The 19633-nt window shown below is 44.2% G+C and carries 12 protein-coding genes, 1 tRNA gene, 1 pseudogene and 1 riboswitch; of the genes and pseudogenes, 6 read left to right on the top strand and 8 right to left on the bottom strand.

Features of this window, described 5'->3' with window-relative positions:
- Positions 1–365: 365 nt before the first annotated feature.
- From RIE73_RS34530 to RIE73_RS34520, 3 genes are all read right to left on the bottom strand, one after another.
- A tRNA-Thr gene (locus RIE73_RS34530) sits at positions 366–437 on the bottom strand.
- 378 nt (positions 438–815) lie between these two features.
- The gene (locus RIE73_RS34525) at positions 816–1991 is read right to left on the bottom strand and encodes a cysteine desulfurase family protein (RefSeq protein ID WP_446405460.1); all 1176 of its coding nucleotides are present in this window, start codon (positions 1989–1991) and stop codon (positions 816–818) included.
- Between the two features lie 160 nt (positions 1992–2151).
- On the bottom strand, positions 2152–2532 hold the full coding sequence (locus tag RIE73_RS34520; RefSeq protein WP_446405459.1) for a DUF7682 family zinc-binding protein: 381 nt from the start codon (positions 2530–2532) through the stop codon (positions 2152–2154).
- A 345-nt stretch (positions 2533–2877) separates the two neighbouring features.
- Between RIE73_RS34520 and RIE73_RS34515 the strand changes: the two genes are divergently transcribed.
- Positions 2878–4506: a phospholipase D-like domain-containing protein gene (locus tag RIE73_RS34515; RefSeq protein WP_446405458.1), complete on the top strand. Its 1629-nt coding sequence runs from the start codon at positions 2878–2880 to the stop codon at positions 4504–4506.
- 41 nt (positions 4507–4547) lie between these two features.
- Here RIE73_RS34515 and smpB read toward each other — a convergent pair whose 3' ends face one another.
- Positions 4548–5015: an SsrA-binding protein SmpB gene (smpB, locus tag RIE73_RS34510; RefSeq protein ID WP_446405457.1), complete on the bottom strand. Its 468-nt coding sequence runs from the start codon at positions 5013–5015 to the stop codon at positions 4548–4550.
- Positions 5016–5149: 134 nt separating this feature from the next.
- Positions 5150–5236: riboswitch (Glutamine riboswitch) on the top strand.
- 35 nt (positions 5237–5271) lie between these two features.
- On the opposite strand from smpB, the gene RIE73_RS34505 reads away from it, so the two are divergent.
- Positions 5272–5616 (top strand): DUF4278 domain-containing protein, encoded by a 345-nt coding sequence (locus RIE73_RS34505; RefSeq protein WP_446405456.1) that lies wholly within the window; start codon positions 5272–5274, stop codon positions 5614–5616.
- A 72-nt stretch (positions 5617–5688) separates the two neighbouring features.
- Here the strand turns inward: RIE73_RS34505 and RIE73_RS34500 are convergent, their stop codons facing one another.
- The 3 genes from RIE73_RS34500 to RIE73_RS34490 form a co-directional block, all read right to left on the bottom strand.
- On the bottom strand, positions 5689–7851 hold the full coding sequence (locus RIE73_RS34500; RefSeq protein WP_446405455.1) for a serine hydrolase: 2163 nt from the start codon (positions 7849–7851) through the stop codon (positions 5689–5691).
- Positions 7852–7988: 137 nt separating this feature from the next.
- Positions 7989–11261: an efflux RND transporter permease subunit gene (locus tag RIE73_RS34495; RefSeq protein WP_446405454.1), complete on the bottom strand. Its 3273-nt coding sequence runs from the start codon at positions 11259–11261 to the stop codon at positions 7989–7991.
- A 176-nt stretch (positions 11262–11437) separates the two neighbouring features.
- Positions 11438–11698, bottom strand: coding sequence for a DUF2281 domain-containing protein (locus RIE73_RS34490; protein WP_446405453.1), 261 nt, complete (start codon positions 11696–11698; stop codon positions 11438–11440).
- A 381-nt stretch (positions 11699–12079) separates the two neighbouring features.
- Between RIE73_RS34490 and RIE73_RS34485 the strand changes: the two genes are divergently transcribed.
- Positions 12080–15196, top strand: coding sequence for a P-loop NTPase (locus tag RIE73_RS34485; protein WP_446405452.1), 3117 nt, complete (start codon positions 12080–12082; stop codon positions 15194–15196).
- Between the two features lie 26 nt (positions 15197–15222).
- Here the strand turns inward: RIE73_RS34485 and RIE73_RS34480 are convergent, their stop codons facing one another.
- Positions 15223–16902, bottom strand: coding sequence for an SUMF1/EgtB/PvdO family nonheme iron enzyme (locus tag RIE73_RS34480; protein WP_446405451.1), 1680 nt, complete (start codon positions 16900–16902; stop codon positions 15223–15225).
- A gap of 150 nt (positions 16903–17052) precedes the next feature.
- Here RIE73_RS34480 and RIE73_RS34475 point away from each other — a divergent pair, with 150 nt between their 5' ends.
- From RIE73_RS34475 to RIE73_RS34465, 3 genes and pseudogenes are all read left to right on the top strand, one after another.
- A complete protein-coding gene (locus RIE73_RS34475; RefSeq protein WP_446405442.1) occupies positions 17053–17604 on the top strand; it encodes a hypothetical protein in 552 nt (183 codons plus the stop codon).
- 45 nt (positions 17605–17649) lie between these two features.
- A pseudogene (locus tag RIE73_RS34470) lies at positions 17650–18022 on the top strand (calcium-binding protein).
- A gap of 1006 nt (positions 18023–19028) precedes the next feature.
- Positions 19029–19607: a Uma2 family endonuclease gene (locus tag RIE73_RS34465; RefSeq protein WP_446405450.1), complete on the top strand. Its 579-nt coding sequence runs from the start codon at positions 19029–19031 to the stop codon at positions 19605–19607.
- Positions 19608–19633: the final 26 nt, after the last annotated feature.

Here is a 19633-nt window from a genome sequence, read left to right as displayed (position 1 = left end):
GTAAAAAGAATGGTTAAGACCACTAAAATCAGTTTGATATCCATCTAGACTTTACTTGCTTTTATCTGAAAAACAGGATCTGAAACTCTACTGAATACTATTGACCGATCAGCATTTTGGTCTGTTCAGTATATATAGCCAGTTTACCACGAAATTTCAGGTCATCATGAATGGCTGACACCCAAACTCAAGATGGTCTAAACCCAGCTAGTGAGAAGACTCGAACTTACGATTGGCTGATTATGTACTCAGTAGGTGATCAAGTTGATCACGGGTAAGGCTAGAGAATAGGTTGATGATGCCAGCGTCAAAGTCAGCATCAACTTTAACCGTAACCATTTGGCTACAGGAGTTTCGAGGGTTGAAGCTGGTGACAAGATTTGAACTTGCGACCGGCTGATTACAAATCAGCTGCTCTACCACTGAGCTACACCAGCAACTTTGTTTAGCATAACAAATTATATCAGCAGTAGGGAAGGCTTGACACTCTCCAGCAAGAGGAGGCGATTGAAATCGCTGTTACACTTGCCAAAGTCCGCCTGCGCGGACTGGGTTATATAGCGCTACGCGCTAGGCTTTCTTGCAATAGGCAATGGGCTTTCTTTGAAGAAAAACACTTACCTGACAAGGGATTGAGCGATTTAAATTTTTCTTCTTTTGTCCTAACGTGTGTGCGTAGTGCTATAGCAGTAGACACATCGATTAGGACTTTCGGCACCATTGTAGAGACGTTGCATGCAACGTCTCTACTTCATGACATCGGGAACTGCTGTAACGGGGGTAGTGTTCCCCGGATTTGGTCTCACAACCGGATGTCAAACGTTGAGTAGTACGGGTTTTGGCAATAACCGGGCTAGAATCTGCTTGAGTACCATTACCGTCCAATCCACATCGGCTGCTGTGGTTTGTCGTCCCAAGGTCAAGCGAATGCCTCTCAATGCCTCTGACTCACTGTAGCCCATCGCCAATAAAATTGGACTAGGATTGAGTTTGCCACTATCACAGGCAGAACCCGCACTAATGCCTATTCCTGCCAGATTAAGCTGACGCACCATTGTTTTACCTGTTACTCCCTGCAATTGGGAGGCTGGGATATTGGTGAGGCAAAAACTAACATGATGCGGTAAGCGATGTTGTCGCGAACCTGTGGGTTTTAAGTAAGGGATGTTGCTGAGTTGATTAAATAAGCGATCGCGCAACCCAATTAACCGAGGTGTTTCCGTTGCTAGTTCGGCTGTTGCTAATTCGGCGGCGACACCAAATCCCGCGATCGCAGGAACAGCCTGTGTCCCTGAACGCTTTTGCCTTTCTTGTCCCCCACCCCACAACAATGGCACGAATTCAACCCCAGGACGGACATACAGCGCTCCCGATCCTTGAGGTCCATAAATCTTGTGACTGGAGATTGACAGCAAATCCACAGGCAACTGTCGTACATCAATGGGCAATCGTCCCGCCACCTGTACGGCATCCGTATGGAAAAGTATCCCATGCTCCTGGGCAATTTGTGCCAATGCTTCAATGGGTTGCAGTGTCCCCACTTCACTTTGACCATAGATGACGGATACTAATACCGTATTCGGTTGCAGGGCATCTTCCAAGTCGCGGGGATTCACTCGCCCCTCACTATCCACAGGCAATCGAGTCACTTGCCATCCCCAGGTTTCCAACCAGCGCACAGGTTGAGCGATCGCGGAATGTTCTACGCTAGAAATTACAATATGCTGAGGCGTCCTGTAATTTTGGGCAATCCCCATAATGGCTAGATTATCCGCCTCTGTGCCACCTGAGGTAAAAATCAGCGCATCGGCTGGCGCATTAATTAAGCCCGCCACTTGCATTCTCGACTGTTCCACGACAGTAGCAGACCGTTGTCCCCACTCATGTAAGCTAGAAGGATTACCCCACTGCTGAGTCAATACCCCTTCCATCGCCGTGATCGCTTCTGGGCGGGGGGGTGTCGTGGCACTGTAATCGAGATAGATTTGCATGGTTATAGTGTCATTTGTCTTTCGTCTTATGTCCTTGGTCTTATGTCCTTGGTCAGGGAATCGGGAACAAGGAACAGTTAACAGGTAAGGTAGAGTTTTGACTTAACTTCCCCATCTTCCAGACGTGCCATGGCACGTCTCTACATTTCCCCAGCTCCCGCTACTTACCGGGTTTGTCCACATTGTAGTCCTCGTGAGACAAGACCGCGTAGGGAACCAACAAACTGCCGTAGTCATGACAAATCATCCGATAGTTACGGGTAACCGGGATACTGACAATCCAGCGATTGTGGCGTAGTCGCTTCCCGCCAAACTCTCGGTAGTTCTTTTGTTCTTCCAATCCAGCAATAATCGCACGGGCTTTGACCACCACATGGGTGGGCAAATCCTTTAAGTCAATGGGATCGTTGTCAAACGTGGACTCCCATGCTTGCTTTTGTTGCTTTTTAGCTTCCCGTGCCTTGTTTTCTTGTTCACATCGGTGGCAGGTTTGACCATACCCCTTATGACCGCACGGAAATGTCTTTTTTCGTCTCGCCATAAAACGGTGGGATGGGTTCAAACCCTGGACGTGACCATGTTATCTTCCTGGTAGTGATTTCCCGCATTCAGGTTGTGGAAAACGTGATTTAAGTTGTTCATGTATTTTTATGTTAATTCAATCGGGACAAATCCTTGAGCTTTATTTTAAATTGACTTAGGAAAACACCGAGCAGCCGTTCTAGGCAGATGGTTCCAAGTCCTAGGGTTGTAACCTTTCTGTCTCCTTGGCTTCCCTGGCTTCTCTGGCTTGTCTCAACTTATCAAGTATTGACCTCCGACTCGGTTTATGTACCCGTAGATGATAAAAAAGAATCACACCCATAAGTGAATCTAAGTGGATTCAATGACTCAATCCTACTGGTATCAAGCTATCATCTGGCTCATTGTACTCACTCTGTCTGCTTGTCAACCTCCTCTTGATCAAGTTCATCGTCCACCTCCCTTACCCCAAGATCCCTTTGTTCAGGTCTACTTTAACCATTCCCCCTCGACAACCTACAAGGAACCCTATCGCTCAGTGACTCGACCGGGGGATAATTTAGAACGGATTATTGTCCAAGCGATCGCGACGGCTCAATCCACTGTCGATGTTGCTGTCCAAGAGTTACGCTTGCCGCAAATTGCTCAAGCCTTGGTCAAACGCCATCAAGCGGGGGTTAGGGTCAGGGTGATCCTGGAAAATACCTACAACCGCCCTTGGAGTGAAATATCGCCGACAGAAATTGCTAAACTTCCGTATCGGGAACGCGATCGCGCCCAAGAGAATTTACGGTTAATTGACCGTAATAACGATGGCAAACTGACCCCTGCTGAAATTAATCAACGGGATGCTCTAGTTATCTTACGCAATGCTGGTGTCCCGATCCTAGACGATACGGCTGATGGCTCTCAAGGTAGCGGCTTAATGCACCACAAGTTTGTTGTTGTGGATGGATACACGGTGATGGTGACCTCCGCTAACTTTACCACCAGCGACATTCATGGCGATTTTCAAGCACCCGATAGTCGGGGTAATGCCAACAATCTGCTCAAAATTGAGAGTGTGGAATTAGCCAATTCCTTTACCGCAGAATTTAACCAGATGTGGGGAGATGGACCCGGTGGCGCACCCGACAGTCGGTTTGGTGTCAAAAAGTCACAACGCCCTGCCCAACAGGTGACACTCGGAGATACTATTCTGGTGGTCAGGTTTTCGCCTACGTCACCAACTCAACCCTGGAGTCAAAGCAGTAATGGTTTTATTAACCAACTCCTGCAAAGCGCGACCCAAACCATTGACCTGGCGTTATTTGTTTTTTCTGAACAGCGACTGGCAGATCGGTTACAAACTGCCCATGAACAGGGCGTCCACGTTCAGGCGTTAATTGACCCCAGTTTTGCCTATCGCTACTACAGCGAAGGACTAGATTTATTAGGTGTGGCGCTGAGTCATCAATGTCGCTATGAAGCCCGTAATCGCCCTTGGCACGATCCAATCGCCACAGTTGGTGTTCCCCAGTTGCCATCAGGGGATCTGTTACATCATAAGTTTGGGGTAGTAGATGGAAAAATGGTGATTACTGGGTCTCATAATTGGTCAGCCTCAGCCAATACTCAAAACGACGAGACGCTGTTGGTGATTAATAGTCCTCTCGTCGCCGCTCATTTTGAACGTGAATTTGAACGTCTCTACAAAAATGCCATACTGGGGGTTCCGGTGGCGGTTCAGCGCAGGATTCAGAACCAGCAGCAATCCTGTCCCCAGATTACTCAGGCAAACGATCCCAACGCCCCAAGTTTTAGGGGGATCGTCAACCTCAACACCGCCACCCAGGAGGAACTGGAAACGCTACCCGGAATCGGACCGAAGCTGGCTGAGCGAATTATTACGGCGCGATCGCAAAAGCCCTTCACGTCATTGGCTGACCTTGACCGGGTTTCCGGTATCGGACCTCATCTACTCCAGCAGTTAGATGGACGAGTGACCTGGTAATCCTTACATTCACCCGGATGGAGGAAGCCAAAAGACAAGCTTTAATACCGCTTAACGACTTGCGCCATTTTACGCTGATCCTCACGCCGCCTAATCGTCTCGCGCTTGTCGTATAATTTTTTCCCTTTACACAGACCCAGGCTCACTTTCACCAAGCCTCGCTTCAAATACAGTTTCAACGGTATTAACGTTAACCCCTGTTGTTCTACCTTACCCACAAGTTTGCTGATTTCTTGCTTATGCAGCAACAGTTTACGGGTGCGAACTGGGTCATGATTGAAGTAGAGGCTGCTACTGGTATACGGTGAGACATGTACATTCAGCAGCCAAGCCTCACCATTACGAATCAGGGCGTACCCATCTCGCAAATTGACCCGACCCTCGCGAATGGACTTAACTTCTGTCCCTTTTAGTTCGATGCCCGCTTCGTAAGACTCTAGAATATGATAGCGGAAGCGGGCTTGCCGATTATCGGCAACAACTTTGAATCCTTTACTTTGATCACTCATACTAATCACCTTAGCGTCTGATACTGGAAATTGTGGCGTTAGACAATCACGCCAGGAAACCCTGAGAATGTAAATTTTTGTTAAAAGCTTGACAATTTCCGGCAAAACCGTAACAATAGATACAGAACAAAGAAATCGTTCATCTCTCTAGCCATCAATCAATTAGCCGTGAACGATGATTAGGGAGACGGAAGTAGGGACAACTCCCGAAGGAACGCGCCTCATCTCACTACAGTTGCATTACGAGGCGAAGACCATGAAACTTACTTATCGCGGTAACAAATACGAATACAATCCCCCTACGGTAGAAACGGTCGAATCAAATGCTGCGGGTAAGTATCGGGGTTGGGACTGGCGATTCCGCAATTTGAAAAATCCGCCAGTGTTACAACCACGAGTCAACCTGCAATATCGCGGCGTTCGTTATCAAACACCAGGGACTGTTGCTAATCAGGGTGTTGCGTCAGAAAAAGCACCCGCTTTAGTGTCCAGTCAAGATAAAGCTCGTTCGCGGATGAGCAAGCAGCAACGAGTCCTGAAAAACCGTCAGCTTTCGATGTTGTACCGTTCAGCTACAGAAGTTGGATTAGCAACTCGTTAACGGCTGATCGAATTCCAACGGATTATCAAGTAGAGGCGTTATATGCAACGTCTCTACTTTTGGCGGTTGGCTTTAAAGCTTAATCTCTAAGATATTCCAGTTATTTAAAAATACAATAAATACCCAAGCCGTAAATGTAATCAGAGTGTAATACCTTCGTCTAAAGGTTGACCACTCCTTACACTTCAACGAAAGTATAGCCAAAACAGGCAACACCAGGGATAAAGTTGTGGTTATGACAGGAATGCCCAGTAATACCTCAACAATAAATGGCATTCCATAAGCAAACTCAGTTAAATCAATCAGGGTTAATGCCAGAAGCAATCCGATAACAAATCCCAAGTTTAACGTGCAGACTAGACTGGGCAAAACTAGCGCCAGATGCACTGGCTGTTGAGATTGTCTTTTGTCAGCCAATAGCCATCCGAGCAATTGCTGGCGTCGAGGATTTCTCAGATTCTCCCAGATGCCGATCAGGATTCCTGCAAGAAAGACGGTGAGACACAATCCCAAGAGACTGAGTTGAACTATTGTAGTTTTATACCAAGGAATCTTCTCAAAAGCGTATTTTCCTAAAAACAGATAAGTTATTTTACCACGTTTATTTTCGCGAAAGGCTACCTGCCTAAAGGGAATCAGTCGGAATCTAATCGGGGATCGATCAATGGGTTCAAATAACAGAGAGTCTACTGCTACTAACTGCCTAGTTCCCAGAGATAATCCGCCATTAGCGTTGGCTGTTATCTTTAAATCAAAGGTCTTTAGGGGAGAATCTGGTAATAATAAGCCTAATTTTTCAATACTCTGATGAGGATAGCGAATATATCTATAGTTTCCGGTGAAATCACGAGTCGATTTTTTGGTAAAACCTGGTGTATCTAAGGGAGTCGCACTATTACTCCAATAAGCGCTAACTTCCTCAGCTTCTGCTGCCCAGATGCCAATGCCCTTGTCTCTATAGGCTTCCCTGAATTGAGCCGTATTCAGCGAAAGGATGTTTTCTGATTGTGGGTAATAATGGTTGAGGAATTCATTGAGCAGTTGATCATGCAGTTGATTTTTGTCATTATTGTAGGCAGAAAAAAAGCCAATATTTTGCTCTGGAATTAAAACAAATCGGCTTTTAAACCCAGAAATATGACCGTCATGTTCGAGAAGTCGTAAGCCGTTCTGAAACCGTTCGTAAAAGCCAAAAGCTTGACCCGGCAATTGGGGATGGTGAGTAAACTGTTGCCGATGCATCTGTTGGGCTGTTGCATCCTGTAAAATACGGCTATTGCCATAGCGACCATTCTGGAGATGTGCGATCGCGAACTTAGCCATATCTGTAGCCGTGGCATTTAAACCACCAGAGGGTGTATCGTTCGTGTAGAGAATTGGTAATTGCTGATAACCATCATTTTTGTAGCCATATCCCACGGCTAAGTTAGCGAGGATTGACGGTTTAAATAGAAAACTGCTGTGTCGCATTCCCAAGGGTTCGAGAATATTTTCATCGATATAATAGGCATAAGGCAGTTTAGAGATAATTTCCACAAGATAACCTGCCAAAGCAAATCCCTGGTTACTGTATCGTATAATTTGCCCTGGGGGTAAGGTGCAAGGGGGTAAATGCTGGGCGAGATAGTCGTTTAACGGTGTAATGTCTGATAAACGGCGAGCAGCAATTCCAATAAAGTTTTCGTCAATTCCGCTAGTGTGGGTTAATAAGTTGGCAACGGTAACAGGTTGAGAATAAGGGGTCTTAAGTTTGAAGTTCTGGAGATAGTGGTTAACGTCATCGTTAAGATTCAGTTGTCCTTGTTCTACCAGTTGCATGACAGCCGTGGCGGTCAATAATTTGGACACAGAACCAACCCGAAAGACTGTTTTTTCTGGCAGCACAGGGATTTGTTTTTCTAAATCAGCATAGCCGTAGCCTTTAGCCAAAAAGATTTTGCCATCTTTAACTAACACAAATGCTGCACCGGGAATATGTTCTGCCTGCATAGAACGAGTGAAGAAGTTATCTAAAAAGACTTCTAGTTCTTGAGGATCAGTAATTCCCGATTGCGGCAATTGGTTTAGGGGGGAGGACGGTTTTTGGGCAGTTTGTGCAACTGATGTATATGTCGGAGTTGTTAACTTTGTCCCGACGTAAGCAGAATCGGGTATTGCCAGGACAACAGAAAGGATGATAACTAGAAGTATTCTCCAGAGGCGTTTGAGAAAGGTGGAGAATAGCCTTTTGAACACGACTGTATCTCTATAATAATAAGGGACTAGCAGATAGGATAGCAGAGACAAGCCAGAGATCGCCAAGCGAGTAAGTCGTCGGATTCCCTGTTCCCTAATCTCAACCGTTAACTTTAATTGTGTCCACCCACTTATTACTACACTGATGCTCTAGTTTTACCCCGTTTCTCTGTTCCCTGGTTCGTCTTCCCTATTCTTCCCCTGAGTCCTTTTTTCCTATTATCCCCAAAACTATCATGGAGTAACGTATAGAAACAGGGAATAATAAATAGCGTTAATCCCGTTGCTAGGGACAACCCGGAAAATACAACCACACCTAACGGTTGTAAAAACTCTGACCCTTTGCCAATTCCTAAGGCTAAAGGAAACAATCCTAAAACCGTGGTAATTGTGGTCATCAAAATCGGTCGTAACCGTTGCGGTGCGGCTTGCAAAATGGCGGTTTTGCGGTCAACCTTTTCCCGGTAATAAATTTGATTGGCAAACTCCACCATCACGATCGCGTTATTCACCACAATCCCTACCAGGAGTACCGCCCCCACCAGAACCGTTGCGCCCATGGCGGTTTGGGTGACATAGAGTCCCAATATTCCCCCAGCTAAGGCGAGGGGTACGGTGAGCATAATCACTAAGGGGTCAATTAGGGAATTATACTGTACCGCCATCACCACAAACACCATAAACGCGGCTAATCCTCCCAATATTTTCAGAGAATTTTGGAGTTGCTGATTGGTTTCACTGGCGGAACTGGGTAAAATAGAAACCCCATCGGGTAAATCTAATTCAGCTAATATCGCATTGGTTTCCGCTAACGCCTCACTCAAGGTTGCACCCTCATTCAGAGTTCCTGCAATTAAGAACACCTGGCGCTGATTAATCCGCTGAATTTCACCCGGCGCTTGTCCTTGATCAATCGCCGCCACATCACCCAAATAAATTTGGCGATTATTAGTCGTAAATAGGGGTAACTCTTTAATCTGAGACACCCGCTGAATCGCCGCTTGATCAAGCTGTACCCGCACATCCACCAAGCGATCGCCTCGTTGTAACTGTGTCGATACCGAACCTGCGATCGCGGTTTGGATGGTATCCCCAATTTCCTGGGCGGTTAACCCCAATTGGGCGACTCGTTCCCAGTCGGGACGAATCTGTATTTCGGGTTGGCGATTATCCGCATCCGGGCGAAATCGGGCTAAGGTTGCGCGTTCATCTAACGCCTTTAACACTTGACGCCCCCCTGCTTCTAATTGCTGCGTGTTGGTTCCTTGTAAGCCAATATCTAAATCCGCCCCACGAACGGGTGAATTACTTAAAATAATCCCTCGTACTGAACCGGGGCTGAGGCGCAGACGAGTTTGGACTAAATTTAAGGTCTGCAATTCCTGATTGACTGTCTCAATAAATGGCTCAACATTACTATCCAATTTCAGCGCAATTGTACTGGTTCCTCGTAACAAGTTTTCTGAGGTATTTCCGCCAAACAAAAATCCGCCGGATGTGGTAAATGCATACTCGGTTTCTGGTTGCGCTAAGAGAATATCATCCACCGCCATCATCACTTGGCGATTTTGTTCTAGGGTGGTTCCTGGTGGAAATTGGGCAAACATGCGGGCTTGTCCGGTATCAATTCGGGGGAGAATTTCTTGGGGGATTTGACTGGCTAAGGCTAAACTTCCGCCGCCCAGAATGAACACAGCCAGGGCGATGACTAAAATACGATACCGCAGCACCCGCGCTAGGAACCCTTGATAACCCAAGGTTGCAGCTTCAAAGCGACGATTAAAAGCCTGTAATAGCCAAAATCGATTTAAACCACTGGATCGAGGAATGGCTAATAAGCGAGACGACAGCATGGGGACGACTGTCAACGCCACCACTAACGACGCAGCGACAGCAAAACTAATCGTTAAAATTAATTCACTAAACAGGAGGGAGAAAAAGCCACCAATGAGTAAAAATGGGAGGACAGCAACTAAATTTGTACTGGTGGAAGCAATCAGCGCTGATTCAACCTCTTGGGAACATTGTTCGGCTTGGGAAATGATGGCTTGAGGCGGGGCGGGTTGAGTGAGGTTATCGGTTTTTTCGCCATTTTTATCGGTTAAATCTGTCCCTACACCTGGATTGTCAGATACACCCGCCGCGATGGTTTCTAGCATAACAATCGCATTATCCACGACAATCCCCACACCTAACGCCAATCCGCCTAAACTAAACACATTTAGGGATAAGCCAAATAACTGCATTAAAATCACGGCGGCTAGGGTGGCTAGGGGAATGGCGATGACAATAATTAAGGTTTGTCGTAATGAACCCAAAAATAACAGCACCGCAAAGGCGGCTAAGGTAGCGCCGACTAACCCCGCACTGGTGACATTAGCAATCGAATTCTGGATAAAAATGGATTCATCCAATGTGGCGACTAATTCAATATCGTCGGTAATTAAACCCGATTGTCGCAGTTGTTCAATGCGTTTTTTTACGCCATTGACGACTTCAATCGTATTCGCATCGGGTTGTTTTTGTACACTAACTTTAACCGCTGGTTCTCCATTCAGAAAGACAAATACCCGTCTATCTTCCGTCCCATCAATCACTTCTGCAAAATCCCGCAAATAGACCTGACGCGGAGGAGTGGTTGTGTCTGTATCCTGGATTTCAAAGGACAAATTCCGCAATTCGTCCGCCTCCTGAAACCGTCCCATCGTTCGGGTTAAAGGTTCTGATTCTTCTCCCCGTAGTCGTCCCCCGGCTACATCTTGATTTCGTTCATCCAAAGCATCTAAGACATCGGTTAATCCTAATCCTAATCGCTGCAAACGATTCGGATCAATCAGCACTCGAACCTCTTCCCTTACCCCACCGGAAACATCGACGGAGGCGACGCCAGGAACTACACTCAGTTCACGGCTGAGTTCTTCATCCGCAAAGACGCGCAAATCTACGTCTTTTAGGGATGAAGATTTTAGGGCTAATTCATAAACGGGTAATTGAGAGGGATCAAACTTAAATAAACGCGGTTCTTCGATAATTTCGGGTAAATTGGATTGAGCGCGATTATACGCTGCTGTTGCATCATTGAGCGCCTGATCAATATCACCGCCAGGTCGAAAAAATAAGTCTAAACTAATTCGTCCCTCGCGAGTTTGGGAGAAGACTTGGACAACACCCTCCGTTGCGCTTAATCCTTGTTCCAAGGGTTTAGTAATTTCCTCAACCGCCACCTCTGGCGAGATACCGGGCGCCCCTAAACGTAAGCCAATCCGGGGATAGGTAATCGAGGGTAATAAATCAACCTGAATCTGGAGAATGAAAAATATTCCTAGTACAATTACGGCTAAGGTTAAGACTAGGGTACCGATATGGCGGCGAATCGCGATCGCACTAATACTGAGTTTGTCATTTGTCATTTGTCAAAACACTGATTTCACGGATTTATTTGAGAGATTGGGGTGGGGAGGTGAGAGGGGAATGACACTGATTTCACGGATTTATTTGAGAGGTTGGGGGTGGAAAGGTGAGAGGGTGTTGACAGGGATTTTACTCAGAGGGTGGTTTTCTTTCATTTATTATTAATCGTATCTGGTTAATTTATGACTCCCTGCTTTCGATACTTAGTCAGCAAAAGTTGTTGATAGTTACTGGCTGGTTTATTAGGAGAAACCTCTAGGCGATCGACCGACTGAAACCATTGTAGCCATGCTTTTTTTACATCACTGTTAGGCTTATCTGTAGCCGTTCTGTGTTGTTGCTTGTCCCTCAAAAAGTCGATAAAATTACTGACTTCCTGTAAAAGTGGCTCCGGCAATTGTTGCAATTTGGCAATGGTGGTTTCGCGAATCGTCATCAGAATTCCCTCTCCAAAATTTCCCCGTGCTAGTCTTTGACCATTATAGGAGTAGCAACCATAACGGTTCAATTATCTCAGCCTGAGTACCGACGACTGATCTGTATTATTTAAACATTACCAGTCTTTGCCACGGCAGGTGATTGCACAGACTTGGTTGCAGAGGCGTTGGCACACTTGACTGTCTCAGTTTTGGTAGCCGTGACAGTCAGGGTGAGGTAAAGGAGATGCGATTGCCCCTTTTTTGAGGATATTGAGGTAAAACGGTACTAGGTAAGAGGAATTTTAGACAAGGGTTTAGCTAGTTTAGCCTCACAGAGGCAGCATACCCACAGCCTAGATGTTGCTCAAATTTAGAGAAAACGTATCCTACCATCTGTTATGGAACTTCCGCAAATAGTTGTATCTTTAGTACAATCTGGTCAAGTCGTGCTTTTTCTCGGTACAGGAGTAACTTGTGGTTCAATACCAAACAGAGGACAAATCCCCTTCGGAGACAATCTGCGGGATGCATTGGCTGAAAAATTTTTGAATGGTCAGTGCAATCACGAGCCATTGGCATGGGTCACTGAGCTGGCTATTTCAGCAACTGATTTAGGAACAGTTCAGGATTTTATAGCTGATCAATTTCGAGAACTTCAACCAGCAGATTTTCACCTGATTTTACCAACATTCAGATGGCGAGGTATTGTTACAACAAACTTTGACCGATTAGTGGAGACTGCTTATGAAAAAAAACGGAGTCGAGTTCAAGAGTTAGTGCCACTTATATCAAACAATGATAAAATAGATCAGAAAATTCAATCATTAAATAATCTGGCGTTGCTAAAGTTACATGGGTGTATTACTAGAACACAAGATTCTAAATTACCTCTCATTTTAAATACTGACCAATACGGCACTCATAAAGAAGGTCGAGATCGCTTATTTAAGACTTTCTATGAATGGTGTTATGAAAATCCAGTAGTTTTCATAGGAAACAGTTCTGATGATCCAGATTTACGATCAATTATTCTCCAGGTTTTAAAGAATGTAAAAACTAGACCACCCTACTATTTAGTTCAGCCTCACGCTAATAAAATTGAAGAATCTCTTTGGGAATCTAAAGGTATTACACTCCTAAAAGGAAGATTAAAAGACTTCTTGGAATCTCTTGCTCTGGCAATACCGAAAAATTTAAGACCTCTGTCACAAGCACTGCAAATTCAGCATCCCATACAAAAAAAGTTTATCAAAAATGATCCAGTAATTGGTTCAGTCAAAGATTTGTTAATTCACGATGTAGAATATGTACATGATGCTATAGAAACTAAGGAAAGTGAAAGTGATCCTAGACAATTCTATAAAGGATTTGACCTAGGATGGTATCCAATTATTAAAGAACTCGATGTAAGGCGTCGTCTCACAGATACTGTACTGTGCGACGTTATACTGAAACTTGATAGCGATAGACCTACACTTTCTGAACTTTATATAATTAAAGCCGAGGCAGGAGCTGGCAAAACAATATTTTTGAGAAGAGTAGCATGGGAAGCGGCTACTCAGGCTAATGTCATCTGCTTATTTATGAAACCTTTAGGTAATATAAGTTTTGGTGCAATACAAGAGCTTTATCGACTTGTTAATGATCGGATTTTTATTTTTATAGATGCAGCAGCAGATCACGTTTCTTTAATATTAAAGTTACTTGAAGAATCACGCAGTTCTGAAGTTCCGATTACTATAATTGCAGCGGAGCGATCAAACGAATGGAATATGTCATGTGACAGTATTGCTGATTATGTAAATACTGCCTATCAGTTGAAATATCTTAGCGAAACTGAGATTATGAATCTCGTTAATTTATTAGATAAACATGACGCATTAGGTCCTAATCTTCAGGACAAAACTGTTAATGAAAGAGCTAAAGAGTTTGCAGAAAAAGCAGGTAGGCAGCTATTAGTTGCATTGCACGAAGCTACTATGGGACGTCCATTTGAAGAGATAATTTTAGATGAATACAACAATATATATCCTAAACGAGCTCAAAATCTTTACCTTACTGTTTGTCTTCTTAATCGCTTTGGTACTTTAGTTAGAGCTGGTCTTATAGCGAGAGTCTATGGTGTTGTATTTAAAGATTTTAAGGAGGAGTTGTTGACACCTCTTGAATATGTTGTTCAGGTAAAAGGAAATTCTTCCAAAGGTGATTATTATTACACATCTCGACATCCACAAATTGCTCAGATTGTATTTGAAGAGGTTCTTACAGAGGATTCTGATCGCTACAATGAATATATTCGAGTACTTAGATGCCTCAATATTTCTTACGATGTAGATAGAGATTCTTTTCGTAAGCTAATCAATGCCAAAATGCTTGAAAAGATATTTCCATTACCTGAAGATGTCAAAGCTATTTTTGATATTGCTAAAGAAAGTTTTTGCGAAGAGTCTTATCTCTACCAACAAATGGCAAACTATGAAAGGCTCAGACCTGATGGTGATTATCGGTTAGCCGAAGAACTGCTTCATGCAGCTCAAGAAATTGATCCAAGAGATAGTTCAATAGTCCATTCTCGAGCAGAGCTGGCAGTAATGCGGGCACGCAGAACGGAGCGTCCATTAGAGCGGAATAAATTTCGTCGTCAAGCACGCTCACTTTTAGATAGTTTAATGAACAAGCCGCAGTCAGATCGTTATGCTAGAAGCACCTACCTCAAGCTAGCTATTGATGATTTAAAAGATATCCTAAAGGAAGAAAGTACAAATAATCGTGATATAGAGGATGCGATTCGTGACATTGAAAAAATTCTTGAAAGCACAAAGCAAAAATATCCAGAAGATTCTTTTGTTAATAATTTAGAAGCAGCTTTTGCCAACCTCATTGAGGATAATGAGCGAGCTTTAAAAGCTCTCGAAACTGCATTCAATTTGAATCATCGAGATCCTTATATTACAATGCGTTTAGCTAATTTTTATAGAAACAGAAACAACCTAAAATTTGCTAAAGATTGTTTAGAAAAAGCTTTAAATAGTCAGACTTCAAACAAAGAATTATATTACGAATATGCTCAAGTTTTGAGAATGACAGATCCATTAAATATCGATAGCCTTATCTACTACTTCAGAAAGTCTTTTTCTAAATGGGATCAAAATTATTACGCGCAGTTTTGGTATGCTCGCTACTTATTTCAGAGTAATGACTCAGAAAAACTAAATGAGTCAAAAATAATTTTTAGCCATTTGCGAGCTAAGGCTCCCATAAAATATGAACCGCGTATCAAAGTACGTGATTACATAAAAGATAATCGTGGCAACAAGCTTTTTTTAGGGACGATCTCCAGATTAGAGGCAGAGCATGGTTTTGTCATTGTTGATGGGCGAGGAGATAATATTTTCTTTCACAGAAATAACATAGATGATACTACTTGGGCTTCTTTGAAAACTAGCTTGAGGATATCCTTCAATATTGGCTTTACATTTAGTGGTCCTATTGCTGTTGAAATTAAAATTGAATAAATAATTGACTTTAAATTATTTATTTTTTATTGAATAGAAGAGCAAACAATCCGAAAACCACTACTGCTACTCTTTTGACTCGGCACATCTTTATGGCGATTTGCTGAGCGACAATCTTCCATTTTAAGAGAGAAAGAACCGCCACGTAATATTCTAAATCGGTTGTTGCCACCTGTTGCCCAAGAACTTCCATCAGAGGGTGCTTCTTGGTAGTTATCATGCCAATGATCAGAACACCATTCTCTTACGTTACCGTGCATATCATACAGACCAAAAGCATTTGGAGGAAAGGTCATTACATTGGTTGTTTTACCGACGTATTTGCCTTTGATAGTATCTTCATCATATAAACGAATATCTGAGTAGTTTGCTAATTCTGTAGTTAAAGTTTCTCCAAAGTAAAATGGAGTTATAGTACCAGCACGGCAGGCGTATTCCCATTCTGCTTCACTCGGTAAGCGATATTCATGACCTGTAGTCTTAGAAAGTCTATGACAGAACTCCTTTATTTCGTACCAGTTAATATTTTCAACAGGACGATTATCACCTTTAAAGTGGGAGGGGTCAGGATTTAAACTGCAATCGATTTGAGGAAGTAATGCTACCGCTCGCCATTGAGCTTGAATAATTGGATGTTTGCTCATAAAAAATGGCTGAATAATTACTTCATGCTGAGGGATTTCATTTTTATTTTGTTCAATTTCAAAGTTAGATGAACCCATCATAAATTGTTCACCTCGGATAAATACCATATTCAACTTAATGTTTCTGCCCAATTTTTCCGTAAAAAAATTAGCTTTTCTTTTCTGTTGATTAATTATCTTTCCTTGACAATTAACCGTTACTACATTGAAGTTAAAAGTTGAATCAAGTTTAGGTTCAGAATTTCTAGTTTGAGGAGATTCATGCAAACGAAGTGGCGTAGTGGATTGTGGGGAGGATGGCTTATCCGTCTCCTTAATCTGAAGCTTTGCCAACACCTCAAAGGCGAACGCACTTGCATGAAGAGAAGCTTTCTCCTGTCTAACCTGTTCAGGTTCTATGGCATCGTCATTTTTGCCTTCAATCAGATCAGAAATGCCTCGAATCACGATCGCTTGGATATCGGGGTAGGCAAAGGCTGCACTCAGGAAACCGAATCCTTCCATCTCAACAGCGATCGCGTCGTTATAACTCGCCCTCAGAAACTGAAAAATATCCGACTGTCTAGAGGCAATCACCTTTTCACCAGCAGCAATGGGAGCCACGCGAACACAGGGCTGTGGAGAGGGACTGTTGGTTAACCGTTGTAGCCACTCCCCTTTTCTCGCCTCCGCTCTAGCTCTCTGCACCAGCGCATAGGCAGACTTTTCCGCTTTCGGGCGAGTGAAAAACTGCTCTCCTACTTTTCCTGACTCATAGCCGTAAATATCCGTCGCTACCACCACATGACCAATTTCAACGTCTTTGATCCCTCCAGCGATACCTACAAAGAAAAGGATATTGGGCTGGAAATAAGCGATCGCCCGTTCTGCTTCCACTGCTGCACCTGCATTGCCAGCCCCAACCTCGACAATTCCCACTTCCCATTCGTGTCCGTTGGCGATGAATATTCCCCGTTCATAAATTGTTCCTTGGGGATGCATTTCCTCCTGAAGATCGGTCAGATGAGTACGGACAGCCAGATATTCAACAGGAAGAGCAGTCAAGACAACAGCGCTCGGCATGGACTAATAATTCGAGTAATCTGAATATTCACTATTTTGGCGATTTATTCTGGGTTTGCCCAGAGTCAGCGAGAATTTCTTTGGCTGGCAGAGAAAGGGTTTCTCATCCGTCACAATAGATGCAGGGTTTTAGGAACTGGGGAGTCAGCCATGAGCGATAAAGACCAAATTCTGGAAATTTTCTTTAAGGAATATGACAAGCTGAAGTCGGAACAGGCTCAACGGATTGGCTTTCGGGATAACTTGTTATATGTGACGCTGGGTGTGTTTGGCGGGGTTGTCTCTTTTGCCGTTTCCAACCCGTCCAACTATTATGCCCTGCTGGTAATTCCCTGGGTATGTCTGATTCTGGGCTGGACGTATGTGGTCAATGATGAGAAGATTTCAGCGATCGGCAGATACATTCGCTACAAGTTGGTCAATAAGGTCAAGGAACACACGGGCTATGGGGATCTAGAAACCCTCTTTGGTTGGGAGATTGCCCACCGTAGTGATAAGCACCGCAAACGCCGCAAGATTCAGCAATTGATTGTAGATGAAATTACCTTTGTCTTTTCCGGCATAATTGCCCTAAGCGCATTCTGGTTTCTGGTTGCCAAACCCCCTTTAGGTGTGACAATTTTGTCCTGGGTAGAACTTCTACTTTTAATTCTGTTGGGAGTCGAAATGTTTATTTATGCTGACTTGGCAGAGGGGCGTTAACCTTTAATCGGGGTGTACCATACAGCAACGAATGGAAGTTAGGCTATGGCGAAAGTGGAACGGGATGCAGAGCGAGAAGAGCGGATCACAATGGAAATTGTGGTGGATGCTTATGAACCAGAAGAGCAAGCAATGGGCTGGTACTACTACTTGCAGGATACAATGCAGTTTCCCTTCACAGCCGTCTGCATCAGTAAGCGACGCACTTCCCCTGTGAAAGAAAAGGCAACCGTAGAAGTGGTGAGGATGGCACCAGAGGAAGAGTGTGAACAGGAAATGTTTGTTGAGATTGTCTGGGATGACGATAGGCTAGCAGTGCCGTTGATTCAGCTAGAGGCACCAGAGGCAGATGCTACAAACCCAACAGGCGATCGCAGACTGGCATTACTGGGTGAATCAGGGCTATGAGTTTGGGTAAATTACCCAATTTTGGAGTGTGTACGATCGCATTCTGGTATTGATAGTCAACAACTTGATAAACTGCGTTCTTGGATTGATTTAGGATGAATGTCACTGACTTAAGGCTGGTGGGCAATGCCCACCCTACGATAGATAAAGGGTTTTGGTTCTCCCCAAATGCTTATTTCAGTGCTATTCGATTTAGGATGGCATTCTGATCCAGCAACGGATACCGCTGATAGTGATGCTATTGGGGAAAACGTGTGATCGCGTCTCCATGATGATATCCAATTCTGGTATGGCACAATGCCGCTTTGGGGCGTGGATCAGTAGACCATTGGGTGTCATTGGGTAATTTGTTTGTCGATGTCAATATTCTGGAGGAATTGAGCAGCAGCCGTCAGTCAGAATTGGAGGACTTATGGCAGGATTTCAAGGAAATGGGCGAGAGGTTGCCTAGGGTCATCCTACCCCTACCGCTACAATCAAAGCAATCTTGAACAATCTTGGTTGTCAGGAACCCACGCCTAAAGGCGGGGGCTTGAATCAAGCCCATACCTGACCAGCCTAAGTTCTTAGCGAACTACGTTAACGGCAAGTGCCAAACGTCCTACCTTGGGGTGCGTGCCAGCCCTGAGCTGCTAGAATCTCAGCATTAAACAGGTGTATAGGGTTAAGCCAGTGTGTTGAGAAAGTGCCGACTGTTAACATTGGCGAGGCAAACATTACCCCGGAAACGGGAGGGGCATAAGCCCAATCAAGCAACCCTTATGCGTACAGATTAAAAGCACGAGTCTGTAATTGCCCAGACTTTCATGTGAACGCAATACATCGAACGTCAGCAAGTCAATCCAAGGCGGTAGGGGTTTCCATTCAAATATGCAGTCGTGTACACAAGGGAAATGGATACCAACAGCTTCTCAAAGGAAGTCCTGTCGGACTGCTGTTTATGTAAGAGGGCGAATTCCTGCCCATACATAAATGACAGGGGTTTCCATTCGCCCCCTTACCAACCCCAATTTCCGATGATAGCCACTCCCCAACAATCACCCAAAATGAGCTTTGAGGACTATCTCGAATGGGAATCTCAGCAAGAGATTCGCTATGAATATGTCAAGGGTGAAGTCTTTGCCATGACAGGTGGTACGATTCCTCATAACGATATTGCTCTGAATCTCTACAGAGCCTTGTATCCTCATCTACGTTCTAGAGGTTGTCGGGTTAATGTCTCAGATGTGAAGGTGCAAGTGAGTCCGAAGAGCATTTACTACTATCCTGATGTTATCGTCAGTTGCGACCCTGAAGACCTTAACGCTCGCCAGTTTATTCAAAACCCTAAACTTATTGTAGAAGTTCTCTCGCCTGTTACAAGTGCTAAGGATAGAGGGGAAAAATTCACTTACTATCTGACAATTCCCAGTTTGCAAGAGTATATCTTGATTGACTCGGAAACAATCTCTGTCGAACGTTACTCTCGGGGAGAGGGAAGAATGTGGCTTTACTATCCTTACCAGGCGGGAGATACTATCACTTTATCCAGCATTGAATTTGAATTTCCGATTGAATTGCTCTATGAAGGTATCGTCTTTGAAATAGACGAATAAACGCACAGTTGACAGTTTGAATTGAC

This window comes from Coleofasciculus sp. C1-SOL-03 (assembly GCF_040220555.1).
GTDB lineage: Bacteria > Cyanobacteriota > Cyanobacteriia > Cyanobacteriales > Coleofasciculaceae > Coleofasciculus.
This window is presented reverse-complemented; position numbering and strand designations above follow the sequence as displayed.